Genomic DNA, 12,355 nt, shown 5'->3' with positions numbered 1-12,355 from the left:
GGGTCAGCCCCGAAAATCGATGTGCGTGTTGCCGAAGTCGTCAATGGTGACGTGGTTGCCCGGATGAACCACAATAGTGGTTCCCGGATCCTCAATGATTGCCGGACCATCGAACGTCATACCCGGCTCGAACATGGTGGCGTCGTAAATCGTCGCCTCATGAACACCCTCGGTCGCGTAGTCGACTGGACGCGTGCCCTTGACGGCATCCTCGATCTGTTTGCCTGTGGTTGGAAGCGGCACGATTTCGAGTTTGCCGACCTCGGATGACGCGATGAGATGGATGCCGACAATCTCAACGCCGGCATCGAGGCGATAGGTATATTCGCGCTCGTAGACCTCGTGGAAATCCTCGATCATCTTTGTAATGACATCTTCGGTGACTGTGGTGGACGGGATCTGGACCTCGACGCCGAACTCCTGGTTCTGGTAGCGACAACGCACTTGCGGTTTCATGATGACCTTGTCGCGCGCAACCCCTTCACGGCCGAATTCATCACGCGCCAGCTCCATGACCTGAACGAGAAGCTCATCAAGGCCGTCGTGGTCAGTCGCTTCCATCAGGCGGGTGACAAAATAGTCCCGGCGGAGGTCGGACATCATCATCCCCCAGGCGGAGAACACCGGCGCACCGCGCGGTACGACGACCTTCTTGACGCCCAGCTCCTGACCGAGCGCAACACCGTGCATAGGACCACCGCCACCAAAGACAACCAGCGTGAAGTCTCGCGGATCATAGCCACGGTTGACCGAGACGAGCTTGAGCACATTGACCATGTTGGAGTTGGCAATCCGGACGATCCCGCGGGCCACGTCTTCCGGGCTGGAATTGAGCTTTTCGGCCAATTTTCCCAGGCTGTCATCGACCGCGCCCATGTTGGCAACAACGGAGCCGCCGCAGAAATAGTCCTTGTTGATGCGACCAAGTGCGAGGTTCGCGTCGGTCGTTGTGGCATTCTCACCGCCACGACCATAGGCTGCTGGTCCGGGCGAGGCACCAGCTGATTGCGGCCCCACATGCAGTTTGTCGAAGTCATCAACCCATGCGATGGATCCGCCGCCGTTGCCGATTTCAACGAGATCGACCACAGGCACCATGATCGGATATCCTGCCGACTTGCCATTGCGCTCGATCCAGTAGTCGGTCTTGATGGTCACTTCGCCATTCTCGATCAACGAGCATTTGGCGGTCGTTCCACCAATGTCGAGTGCCAAAACATTGGGCTCTCCGATGATGCGGCCAAGCTCGGCAGCACCCCAGAACCCCGAAGCGGGACCACTTTCGACCATGGTGATCGGCACGGCCTTGATGGCATCGACCGAGTCCACGCCACAGTTGGATTGCATGATGAAAAGCTGCCCTTTGTAGCCCTTGTCATTGAGGCCGGTTTCCAGCTTTTCAAGATAGCGTTGGGCCTTTGGCTGCACATAGGCGGACAGGATTGTAGTGTTGGTGCGTTCATACTCGCGCCATTCACGCGTGATCTGATGGGAGGCGACCACGGTCACTTCCGGCCAGCGCTTTTTCAGCTCTTCGGCAATCGCTTTTTCATGCTCGGGATTGGCATAGGCATGAAGCAGACAGACCGCAATGGCCTCGATGCCTTCGGCCTTGAACAGAGCGATGGTTTCATCGAGCGAAGACAGCTCGAGCGGAGTGACGATGTTGCCCTTGTAATCCATGCGTTCGACGATTTCACGGCGCAGGTAGCGTTCCACGAACGGCGTCGGCTTCTTGTACGTCAGATTAAAGAAATCAGGACGGTTGCCTCTACCGATTTCAATCGAATCCCGGAAGCCCTTGGTCGTGATCAGGCCGACTTTCGCGCCTTTGCGCTCAGTCAAAGCGTTGATGACAACGGTGGTTCCGTGAGCAAAAAAATCAACCTCGGTGATGTCGACATTGCCTTTTTCGAGAACGTTCAACACTCCCTGCTCGAAATCCGGCGGTGTCGTATCAGATTTGGCGGTTCTGACGGTTTGAACACCGGAGGCTTTGTCTGTTTCGAAATAGACGAGGTCGGTGAATGTCCCGCCAACATCCGTTGAAACTCTGGTTATGGTGTCACGCATGGATTGCTCTTCTTGGTTTTCGACCCTGTCCGCTCTTTTGCCCGCGGGGCGTCTTTTTAGCGAACGGGTCAAGTCCGATTTGTTTTGTTGCTTTGGATTGGCTCTTAACGACGTCTCGCGCCTGACGCAGCGAGGGCAACAGCGATCACGATGATCACACCCGTGGTCAGGTCCTTGAAGAAGGGATTGACGTTGAGAATGTTGAAACCGTTGCCAATGAGGGCCATCAGCAGCACCCCGGCCACGGATCGCCAGATAGCCCCCGAACCACCAAGGATCGAGGTGCCACCCAAAATGACAGCGGCGATGGCTTCAAGCTCCATGCCGGCACCGGCCTGAGGCTGGGCCATGGAAATACGCGAGACGGCGATCACACCGGCGAGCCCGGCAGCCATGCCGGTCAGGCTGAACGTTGCGATCTTGACCAGATTGGAGCGAATTCCCGAGAGGATTGCCGCCTCTTCATTGCCACCAACCGCAAAGACACGGCGACCGAAGGTCGTGGCATTGAGCAGAACCATCATGGTCAGCATGAAAAGAACCAGCACGATCACGGCGACATTGACGAGGCCAATGCGCTCGCGGCCAAGCCAGGAGAATTCGGCGATGCGAACCGGGATCAAGGTGCCACCGGTGATGAGGATCGCCACCCCGCGATAGACCAGACTGGTGGCAAGGGTCACGAGGAAAGAATGCACCCCAAAGCCGGTAATGATTGCGCCATTGATAAAGCCCAGACAAAGGCCAATCAGCGGCCCGATAAGGATGGCCAGATAGGGATCGATATTGATGGCGGTCCAGCCGGCGGCAACAGAGGCGACCCCGAAGATGGCACCTGTCGAGAGATCGAATCCGCCGCCGATGATGACGAGCGTCAGGGCGCAGGCGATGATCGCCAGCGGCGTGCTCTGATTGAGAATGTTGAGCAGGTTGCGGGCGGTAAAGAAGCTGTCAGATGCGAAGCTCAAGCCGACAAGCAAGGCAACGATAATGATCAGCACACCATATTCTCGCGCAATCTGACCGGGAGACAGTCTGGAAAAGCGCGAACCGGTGCTGGAGGATGAGGAAATGTCGGTCATGGTTATGATGCCTTGGAAACTGCTTGTTGGCCCTGCTGCTGGAAAATCCGCTTGAGCGCCACTTCGACACTCAGATCACTGGACGGACTTTCCGCAAAGATGCGGCCTTCGCTCATGAGATAGGCGCGGTGGGACAAGTTGAGGACTTCTTCCAGTTCGGAGGAAATCAGCACAACGCCAACCCCGTTGGCGGCCATCTCGACGATAAATTCATGGATACGCTGGCGCGCTCCGATGTCGACGCCCCGGCTCGGTTCATCAAGAATAAGCAGCTTGGGTGTCTCGGCAGCCCATTTGGACAGAAGAACCTTCTGCTGGTTGCCGCCCGAATAGAAAGCGACTTCACCGTCGACCTTGGAGGGAACAATACCGAAATGATCGATCATGCGCTGCGCACGGTCGCGTTCACGGCTTGGAGAAATGAACCCAAACTTGCTGATCGCCGCGAGGGATGCCAGCGAAATGTTGGGGCGGGTTGTCTGCGTAAGAACCAGCCCCTGTTTGCGCCGATCTTCCGGCACAAAGGCGATGCCCTGTTTGATGGCCTTGGCCATTGTCAGATCATGCTGTTGGGCGCCGCGAATGATATAGTCTCCGCTCGCGATCGGGTCGGCTCCGAACATGGCCCGGCCGAGTTCTGTCCGGCCCGATCCAACCAATCCTACCAATCCGACAATTTCACCGGGGCGCACCTTGAGAGAAATGTTCTGAAGGCCGGTATCCGTCGAAACGTTGATCAACTCGACGACGCTTGGCTGATGGATTTCGGGCACCGGCGGCAGTTTTGGCCAGATGATCTCGGACGCTTCGCCCAGCATGGAGTCAACCAGTGACTGCTTGGTCTCACCTTTGATCGGATCGGTACGGATCACTTCGCCATCGCGCATGATGGTCACCTGATCGCAGTTTGCAAGAATGTGATCGAGGAAATGGCTGACATAGATCACCGTCACGCCCTGCTCTTTCAGGCGTGCAATCAGAACATGCAGTCGGTCGGCTTCATCCTCGGTTAGAGAGGATGTCGGCTCGTCCATGATGATCACCTTGGCCTCGCGCGCAATGGCGCGCATGATCTCGACCTTCTGTCGTTCTGCGATCCGCATGTCAGCAACTCTGGCCGAGGGATCAAGGCCGAAGTCGCAGGTCTTCTCGAGTTGATAAAACCGCTCCAGATCACCTTTTACAAGCAGGCCTGCACGGTTGGTTTCGAGCCCGAGAAACACATTTTGAACCACATTGAGGTCCGGCACGAGTTGCAGTTCCTGGTGGATCATGGCAACACCGCGGCCCAGTGCGTCGCGCGGAGAAAACCGGGTGACGGTTTCACCAAAAATCTCGACGCTGCCTTCATCGGCTGAATAATATCCACCGACGATCTTGCCAACGCTCGACTTGCCAGCGCCATTCTCTCCAACGAGGGCATGCACCTGACCCTTTTTGAAGTCGATATTGATATTGTTGAGAATGCGTGTGCTGCCGAAACTCTTGGCCACGGCCTTGACACGCACAGCAATGTCACTTGCGGACATGATGATCCTTCCTTCCGAGCAGAGTACCGGATTGGCAACAGCAGGATTGGCCGTGCCAGATCTGACAGAGAAAGCGTGAGCCGGACGGCTGCAAATGCCCGGCTCAGCTCCTTCTGACTTTCAAGCAGGTGGGGTTAGCCCTGCCATTCGGCCTTGAAGTTAGGATGTGCGTCGAGCCATTCCTTGGTGACAATGGCAGGAATATCACGAAGGGAGGATTCGTCGATCCATGTCGGCACGTCTTCGCCCTCGAGGGATTTCACCATGGCATCAAGAGCGGCTGCCCCCATGGATTCGGGGAACTGCGCCAGAGAGGCATCGTAGGTTCCTGCACGAATTGCATCGACCGTGATCTGATTGAGGCCACCACCGATCATGTAGATGCCAGAAATGTTGAGACCTGCATCCTCGATAGCGATTTCAGCGCCCATGAGATGCTGGTCGGCATTGGACAGGACAGCATCGATGTCCGGGTTGGCCTGCAGAATGTCCTGCATGGCGACCAGAGAGGCATCCGGGCTGTAATTGCCTTCTCCGGTGGCGACGATCTCGATATTGTCGTGCGCGCCGAGAACTTCCTTGAAGGTGTCGTTGCGCAGATTGTCGAACGGATAGATCAACTGGCCTATGAGCACGACAACCTTGCAGGGATCCTTGTCTTCACAGAAGTCTACAACGGCTTCGGCCTGCTTTCGCGCGCCAATCGATGGGTCGGACGCAACTGTGGTGGTTAGGCCGGGTACCTGCGGTTCCATGTTGGAAAGTTCAGGACCGATCGGGAATAGTGTTGCACCGACCTTGACGCCAGCCTTGACGGAATCTTCCAGCGCGGTTGCGATCCCGACAGTGTCGTTCGGGGTGACGATGATGGCCTGAAAACGTCCGCCGGCGGTCAGATCCTCGACCTGCGAGAACTGCGTGGTTGCGCTGAACTCGCCATCAAAAATCTCGGTGGAGACGTTGTCGTATTTCGCTGCGGCCTTTTTGATGCCTTCGTAGATGGCCTGGTTGAAGCCATTCTGGGAGGATGCTGCGAGGAATGCGATATTGATATCTGCGGCCTGAGCTGCGCCAAACGGAATAGCGGCAAGGCACAAGACGGATGCCAGTTTATTCAGAATTTTCATCGGTTTTGATCTCCTGAGAGGTGAATGCTGTTTTCGAAGACCTTTTCGGCCTTTCGTTGTTGTTGTCTTTTCACTCAGCTTCATTGTGTGTCTGAGTTTTCATGACTTGAACTGCTTCAGGCGGCTCCTTCCATCTCCTTGGGCCCATCGACAGAAAGCCCTGAATGGAAGGTTGCTGTTTCGATGTCCTTCATATGCAGCAGGAGGAACGCCAGTGTTGCGACGGGCTGCCACGCCCGGGCCAATTTCACACGTTCGGGCGTGAAATGACCTTTGACATTCAGCAGATTGACCGTTCCGATCACTTCGCCGTTGGCAATGGCTGGCAGGTTTAGATTGGATTCGAACCCGAGTGCCTGAATCTTTTCCCAATCGAAAAACACTTTGGCAATCTGTTCTATCCCGGTCGACGAGAAAATCTGTTTTTTGGCGATCACCGTGTCGAAGAAGAGATTGCGGTCAAGGCGTTTGAAGTTTCCGACTGGATAGGCCTCCAGATCCTCAGAAAAGACACGTCGGGACCGCATGTTTTCAAGATCGTAGATGGAAGCTGTCATCAGCTTGTTGCCGACCAGATCATTGATTCCGGTCTGAAGGGAGGCGAACACCTTGGCGGCGGCGTCTTCCTCATGCATGAGGCCGGACAGCTCGGTTATATCAAACGGGGGGATCATCAAGCCACCTCTTTGTAGTCACGCGCAACAACGCCATTCTTGACCACCAGTTGAAGATGATCCTTGGGCCGACCGAGCAGCGTGATGTCTTCGAACGGATCGCCGTCAACAACGATAAAATCAGCCTTGGCACCCTTGGCAATGACACCGACTTCGCCTTTGCGCTTGCAAAGCTCAGCGCCAATTTCCGTCACCGACCGCAGTATTTCGGTGGGTGTCAGAACCTTGGCAAGCAGGTCAAATTCCATGCCGCCATATATCCGCAACTGGCCGAGTAGATCGGTTCCGAATGCCATGGGCAGTCCGGCGTCCTTCATGATCCGAAGGGATTCCAGACCCTTGTCGCGCACGACATCGATCTTGGCCTGTTCTGATTGACCAAGACCGAGGGCTGCGCCTTCAAGCTTGAGTCCTTCGTAGGCGACAAGGGTTGGCACTGCAGTGCACCCCAGATCCGCCGCTTTCTTTGCGGTGTCCGAGGAGATGAGGTTGCAGTGCTCAAGAGATGTGACACCCAGATCAACACACCGGCTAATGGCCAGATCGTGGTAGGTGTGCGCCGAAACATAGGTGTTGGCATTTGTTGCCTCTTCCACCATGGCGAGGATTTCGGCGTCCGAATATTGCAGCGAGTCGATCGGGTCATTGGGGGAGGAAACACCGCCATTGGCCATGACCTTGATGAATTTTGCGCCTTCCTTCAGCATCTTGCGGCAAGCGCGCCTGACGTCATCAACCCCATCGACCAGAACACCCATGTTGCCCAAACGCCAGCCCAGACTGTCGGGCCGAATGTCCGTGCGATTGCGCAAATCCGTATGGCCGCCGGTCATAGACAGACCCTTGCCGCAGATGACGAGGTCAGGGCCATCAATCAGACCATCCTCTACGCCCTGCACAAGGCCGAGATCGGCCCCACCGAGATCACGCACGGTGGTAAAGCCCGCATCAAGAAGGCCGTTCATCACCCTGACCGCGCGCAGTGCCGCGAGACTATCGGGCGCAATGGCGTTCGACCAAAGATCGAGAGAATGGGCAACGACATGGAAATGACAATCAATCAGCCCCGGCATGAGGGTTTTGCCGGCAAGATCGATCACCTTGGATCCTTCAGGATGACCGCATCCAGCGCCGATGTCGGAGATAAGATCACCCTCAACAACAACGGTGCTCGGAGCGGTCAGTGTGCCGTCCTCAAGGTCCAGCAATCTTGCATTTGTGTAGGCTGTGATTGTCATTTCCATTCCTTTTGACCGCCCGCGTCTTCAGACTACGGTGAACCCGTGTGCGTATGGGTCGCGATCATCGATAAAGATTGTATTGAAGCCGGTCTGCCTGGCCCAACCACCGATAGAGGGGATAATGGCGTCCTTGTCCCCTACCCTTGCCGCCGCCTCGACCCGTCCATGAAACAGACTGCCGATGATGCTTTCGTGGACGAAATCATCCCCGACATTGAGGCGCCCCTTGGCCACCCAATGGGCCATTCGAGCCGAGGTCCCCGTGCCGCATGGTGAGCGATCTATAGCTTTCTCGCCATAAAAGACGGCATTACGTGCGGTGGCATCAGACTGGGTGGGCTTGCCGGTCCAGAGAATGTGCGAAAGCCCGTTGATGGCGGGATTTTCAGGGTGGATGAACTGATACTTTTCATTGAGTGCTGCCCGCAGTTTCGGGCTGAATCCGACGAGTTCACCGGCCGAAAAATCAGCCATATCTGCAAAGCAATCCTGTGGCTCAACGATGGCGTAGAAGTTGCCACCATAGGCAACATCAGCCGTTACGCTGCCCAATCCTTCAACCTCGGCACTCAGCCCTTCGGCATAAAGGAACGCGGGAACGTTGGTGAGACGAACCTCCTCGACAAAACGCCCTTCCTGACGATACTCGACCGTCACAAGCCCTGCGGGGGTATCAAGACGCAGTTTTCCGGGCTCTTTGGGCGAGACAAGTCCATTTTCGATGGCCATCGTCACGGTCCCGATCGTGCCATGACCACACATGGGCAGGCAGCCGGATGTCTCGATGAACAGCACCGCAACGTCGCAATCATCGCGCGTCGGAGGATAGAGGATCGAACCCGACATCATGTCATGACCACGTGGCTCAAACATCAATCCCGTGCGCACCCAATCGAACTCGGCCAGGAAGTGCGCGCGTTTCTCGATCATGTTGGTGCCTTCAAGGCGCGGTCCACCACCAGCAACCAGCCGAACCGGGTTGCCACAGGTGTGGCCATCAATGCATTGAAACGTGTAATTCGTCATTTTGATTGTTCCGACAAGCTTGAAAATCGCGCTCTGAAGGGATTGGAAGGACGAGCGTGAAGGGTGTTTATAAACCCGTACTAGTCCTTACAGGTGGCCTGTTGTCGCAACCGTAGCAGCTTGCATTCTCATTGTCGACAATAAATATTTTGTTTTTGATATAGCGTTGCATCCAAATATTATGCAGACTGTACTTTTGATGTTCAACTCATTGGATGACAGATCATAAATGACGAAATCACCGACCAAAAAAAATGGCAAAACGCCATCAACCCACCGCCGTGGTTCCGGCGTTTCCCATGTTTATGAAATCCTTAGGAACGAGATCATCGAGCTCAAACTCAAACCGGGCAGCCCCATCGACGAAGTGCAATTGTCCGAACGCTTCTCTCTTTCCCGCACGCCCATCCGCGAGGCGCTGGTTCGTCTGGCAGCCGAGGGACTGATCACCACTTTGACGAATCGATCAACGATCGTTTCACAGATCGACTTTCTCAATCTGGGCGATTTCTTCGATGCCCTCACGCTCATGTATCGCATCACGACACGGCAGGCCGCACTCAATCATAGGCCCGAAGACATTACCGACATCCGCGCCTTGCAACAGGGTTTCGCCGAGGCCGTTGAACAGCAAGACGTGCTGACGATGATTTCCGCCAACAGGGACTTTCATGTCCGCATCGCCCAAGCTGGCGGCAACCACTATTATATTGATCTGTTCACGCGTTTGCTTGATGAAGGTCGGCGGATCCTTCGGCTCTATTATTCGTCTTTCAATGACAAGCTGCCACAGCAATATGTCAGTGAACATGAAGACATGATCAACGCAATCCTTGCGCGCGATGTCGAACAATCCGATGTATTGGCAACAGCCCATGCGGATCAGATAGTCAGACAGATTCGGTCCTACATCACCGCCGACAATCGGCCCAATGCATCCCTATCAATCTAGGCAAGCAGAAACACAGCCTCGACATAACCCTATAAAATTACAAGGTTTTGTGCTCTGTTGCGCACGAATTCACATTAAATATTTTATTTGTCGACAATTAGTCGGCATTGATGTATAAATTGGTCAACACCATCGTGGCGATGGCGGTTGCTCCGAGGTCGCCAGCAAGACAAAACCGGGCCTTTTCACAGCTGTTCCGACACTCAGCTTTCGCAGGCCATGGTTCCAGAAAGGCAAATTTGATGACTGAGACTGTTTTCACTGGCTGCATGCCCGCGTTGATGACCCCCTGCAAGCCGGACCGCACGCCCGATTTCGACGCCCTTGTCGCGACAGGCAAGGAACTGATCGAAGCAGGCATGTCCGCTGTGGTTTATTGCGGGTCCATGGGCGACTGGCCGCTGCTCAACGACGAGGAGCGCATGGAAGGCGTGGAGCGTCTCGTAAAGGCTGGCATTCCGGTTGTTGTCGGGACAGGCGCGATCAACACCAAGGCAGCAGCAGCAATCGCGGCTCATGCAGCAAAGGTCGGGGCCGCCGGTCTGATGCTTATTCCACGCGTGCTGTCGCGCGGTTCTTCCAGCTCAGCGCAGAAAGCACACTTCTCAGCCGTTCTTGAAGCTGGCAAAAGCCTTCCGGCCGTGATCTACAACAGTCCCTATTATGGTTTTGCAACCCGTGCCGACCTGTTCTTTGCCTTGCGTGAGAGCCACCCCAACCTCATTGGTTTCAAGGAATTTGGCGGGACCAAAGATCTGACTTACGCCGCAGAACACATCACTTCGGGTGATGACTCTCTCACCTTGATGATTGGCGTCGATACCACCGTTTATCATGGCTATGTCAATTGTGGTGCCGGCGGCGCCATCACCGGCATTGGCAATGCGCTACCCAAGGAAGTGCTGCATCTGGTTGACCTTTGCCAGAAAGCCGCCACAGGGGATGCGGACGCGCGCCGCAAAGCCCAGGAGTTGGAAGAAGCCCTTCATGTGCTCTCAACCTATGACGAAGGCCCGGATCTCGTTCTCTACTACAAGCACCTGATGGTGCTCGCTGGCCACCCCGAATATGAACTGCATTTCAACGAAAGCGACACTCTGAGCCCGGCGCAACGTGGATTTGTTGAAATGCAGTATAATCAGTTCAAGTCTTGGTACGCCAACTGGGCCTAAAGCCGTTGCGTCTGTCAGCCCAGACTTCAACTGTAGCAACTGTAAATGCACTTAGAAATCATGCCGCGCCCTTTTGATCGGGCGCGGCCTTTTTGTTCGCTGGCCAGAATTAACCAAAAATTCATATTAAAATTGAACCACAGCAGACGACGTGCCATGTAAATAGATGAACAAAGCTCCCACTAGCAGAAGCACAATGTATTTATTTATCGGCCGTTTTTTCTGGATTGCTTATAGCGGAGCCCTGATTTTACTCGGCATGCTTTACTTCGACGTGCCCCGCCTTCTTTTGCTGCTCTTTTTGCTTGTTCTGATCGGGGCCTTTGCGCTGAGCCTGATCATCCAACTGCTGACGCTTGAAGCCAAGCCTTCCGAATTTGATGTAACCGATGAGGGCAAAAGCGAAGAGAAGACGCTCAGTTTCCGGCCCTTGCGCACAATCACACCGATCGCCAGCGGATTTCATCCCAGTCGCCTTTACATGTTGGCGACCGTGATCGGCTCATCCAGAAAGCGTGGTGCAAAGGATCAGCCTATTTCCAAGCATACCGGGTTACCCGGCAGCAAGGCACATCACTAGGCACCAATGGCACATGAAAAGCCCGCTTGTCGCGGGCTTTCTCATGGTCTCATCGCCGCGCAACCGCCGGTCTCCTCGACAGAACAGACATTGAGCGAGCTTGACCGCGATTTGTTTCCATCTAAACTCGTCGTCGGTCATGCCAAACAAGGACCGGCGGATTGCCAATCCATGTCTGGCTTCGGGGAGGAATGGAACCAAAGCGGCCCATATGCGAATCTTGCTTGTAGAAGACAATTGCGCCCTTGCTGAAACCGTGGTGGAGCGGTTCCGGGCTGAAGGGCATGTCATCGATCATGAAGGCGATGGCGAGGAAGCGGAGTATATCCTGCGGCACAAGCAGTTTGATCTCGTACTACTCGACATCAACCTGCCGAACCGAAGCGGCTTTGAGCTGTTGCGCGGCATCCGTGCGCGCAATTTGGACACGCCGGTTCTGGTTCTCTCCGCCCGCTCGGAAATCGATGACCGTGTCGTGGGTCTTGAAGCGGGCGCAGATGACTATCTCACAAAGCCCTTTGACTTCCGCGAGTTGATCGCGCGATGCCGCGTGCTCGCGCGGCGCAAGTCTGGCGTTGCCAAGAACCTCTTTCGGGCTGGAAACCTGACCTTCGACTGGGGGTCGAAACTGGCCAATATCGACGGTGAGGACGTTGAGCTGCGCAACAAGGAAGTGCAACTGCTCGAAATGTTTCTGGTCAATCTAGATCGCGTCGTCACCAAGGAGGAAATCGCAGACAGAATTTACTGCTTTGACGAGGTACCCACGCACAACGCCATTGAGCAGACGGTCACACGGCTACGCCGCAAGCTCGAAGGCTCGCCCTTCCTGATCAAGACGATCCGTGGTCTGGGCTACATTGGCCATATCGATGACACTTGAGCTCCGCACCGATCGA

At 55.2% G+C, this 12,355-nt stretch carries 11 protein-coding genes; 4 read left to right on the top strand and 7 right to left on the bottom strand.

The genetic code is table 11. The features are described from left to right. Positions 1-3: 3 nt before the first annotated feature. From CPH65_RS17450 to CPH65_RS17420, 7 genes are all read right to left on the bottom strand, one after another. Positions 4-2,073 (bottom strand): hydantoinase/oxoprolinase family protein, encoded by a 2,070-nt coding sequence (locus CPH65_RS17450; RefSeq protein WP_096175040.1) that lies wholly within the window; start codon positions 2,071-2,073, stop codon positions 4-6. A gap of 104 nt (positions 2,074-2,177) precedes the next feature. Further along, positions 2,178-3,155: an ABC transporter permease gene (locus tag CPH65_RS17445; protein WP_096175039.1), complete on the bottom strand. Its 978-nt coding sequence runs from the start codon at positions 3,153-3,155 to the stop codon at positions 2,178-2,180. Positions 3,156-3,157: 2 nt separating this feature from the next. Beyond that, positions 3,158-4,684 carry a sugar ABC transporter ATP-binding protein gene (locus CPH65_RS17440; protein ID WP_096175038.1) on the bottom strand — a complete coding sequence of 509 codons (1,527 nt, stop codon included), beginning with the start codon at positions 4,682-4,684 and terminating at the stop codon, positions 3,158-3,160. A gap of 134 nt (positions 4,685-4,818) precedes the next feature. Continuing rightward, positions 4,819-5,811: a sugar ABC transporter substrate-binding protein gene (locus CPH65_RS17435; protein ID WP_157747769.1), complete on the bottom strand. Its 993-nt coding sequence runs from the start codon at positions 5,809-5,811 to the stop codon at positions 4,819-4,821. A 116-nt stretch (positions 5,812-5,927) separates the two neighbouring features. After that, a complete protein-coding gene (locus CPH65_RS17430) occupies positions 5,928-6,485 on the bottom strand; it encodes a GAF domain-containing protein (protein WP_244574441.1) in 558 nt (185 codons plus the stop codon). After that, positions 6,485-7,723 (bottom strand): amidohydrolase family protein, encoded by a 1,239-nt coding sequence (locus CPH65_RS17425; RefSeq protein WP_096176481.1) that lies wholly within the window; start codon positions 7,721-7,723, stop codon positions 6,485-6,487. The genes CPH65_RS17430 and CPH65_RS17425 overlap by 1 nt, the downstream gene beginning before the upstream one ends. Positions 7,724-7,750: 27 nt before the next feature. Continuing rightward, positions 7,751-8,752, bottom strand: a complete 1,002-nt coding sequence (locus CPH65_RS17420; RefSeq protein WP_096175036.1) for a 4-hydroxyproline epimerase — start codon at positions 8,750-8,752, stop codon at positions 7,751-7,753. Between the two features lie 229 nt (positions 8,753-8,981). On the opposite strand from CPH65_RS17420, the gene CPH65_RS17415 reads away from it, so the two are divergent. The 4 genes from CPH65_RS17415 (at position 8,982) to CPH65_RS17400 (ending at position 12,339) form a co-directional block, all read left to right on the top strand. Next, positions 8,982-9,704 carry a GntR family transcriptional regulator gene (locus CPH65_RS17415; RefSeq protein ID WP_096175035.1) on the top strand — a complete coding sequence of 241 codons (723 nt, stop codon included), beginning with the start codon at positions 8,982-8,984 and terminating at the stop codon, positions 9,702-9,704. Between the two features lie 242 nt (positions 9,705-9,946). Continuing rightward, entirely contained in the window at positions 9,947-10,876 is a 930-nt protein-coding gene (locus tag CPH65_RS17410; protein ID WP_096175034.1) for a dihydrodipicolinate synthase family protein, read from the top strand. A gap of 196 nt (positions 10,877-11,072) precedes the next feature. Beyond that, positions 11,073-11,456, top strand: a complete 384-nt coding sequence (locus CPH65_RS17405) for a hypothetical protein (RefSeq protein WP_096175033.1) — start codon at positions 11,073-11,075, stop codon at positions 11,454-11,456. A gap of 211 nt (positions 11,457-11,667) precedes the next feature. After that, on the top strand, positions 11,668-12,339 hold the full coding sequence (locus CPH65_RS17400; RefSeq protein ID WP_096175032.1) for a response regulator transcription factor: 672 nt from the start codon (positions 11,668-11,670) through the stop codon (positions 12,337-12,339). Positions 12,340-12,355 lie beyond the last annotated feature (16 nt).

It is taken from the genome of Cohaesibacter sp. ES.047 (assembly GCF_900215505.1).
Lineage (GTDB): Bacteria > Pseudomonadota > Alphaproteobacteria > Rhizobiales > Cohaesibacteraceae > Cohaesibacter.
This window is presented reverse-complemented; position numbering and strand designations above follow the sequence as displayed.

What these genes read in the sequence shown, in the direction of transcription:
- CPH65_RS17450 (WP_096175040.1), bottom strand. Translation starts at nt 2,073, where the DNA reads ATGCGTGACACCATAACCAGAGTTTCAACGGATGTTGGCGGGACATTC.
- CPH65_RS17445 (WP_096175039.1), bottom strand. Translation starts at nt 3,155, where the DNA reads ATGACCGACATTTCCTCATCCTCCAGCACCGGTTCGCGCTTTTCCAGA.
- CPH65_RS17440 (WP_096175038.1), bottom strand. Translation starts at nt 4,684, where the DNA reads ATGTCCGCAAGTGACATTGCTGTGCGTGTCAAGGCCGTGGCCAAGAGT.
- CPH65_RS17435 (WP_157747769.1), bottom strand. Translation starts at nt 5,811, where the DNA reads ATGAAAATTCTGAATAAACTGGCATCCGTCTTGTGCCTTGCCGCTATT.
- CPH65_RS17430 (WP_244574441.1), bottom strand. Translation starts at nt 6,485, where the DNA reads ATGATCCCCCCGTTTGATATAACCGAGCTGTCCGGCCTCATGCATGAG.
- CPH65_RS17425 (WP_096176481.1), bottom strand. Translation starts at nt 7,723, where the DNA reads ATGACAATCACAGCCTACACAAATGCAAGATTGCTGGACCTTGAGGAC.
- CPH65_RS17420 (WP_096175036.1), bottom strand. Translation starts at nt 8,752, where the DNA reads ATGACGAATTACACGTTTCAATGCATTGATGGCCACACCTGTGGCAAC.
- CPH65_RS17415 (WP_096175035.1), top strand. Translation starts at nt 8,982, where the DNA reads ATGACGAAATCACCGACCAAAAAAAATGGCAAAACGCCATCAACCCAC.
- CPH65_RS17410 (WP_096175034.1), top strand. Translation starts at nt 9,947, where the DNA reads ATGACTGAGACTGTTTTCACTGGCTGCATGCCCGCGTTGATGACCCCC.
- CPH65_RS17405 (WP_096175033.1), top strand. Translation starts at nt 11,073, where the DNA reads ATGTATTTATTTATCGGCCGTTTTTTCTGGATTGCTTATAGCGGAGCC.
- CPH65_RS17400 (WP_096175032.1), top strand. Translation starts at nt 11,668, where the DNA reads ATGCGAATCTTGCTTGTAGAAGACAATTGCGCCCTTGCTGAAACCGTG.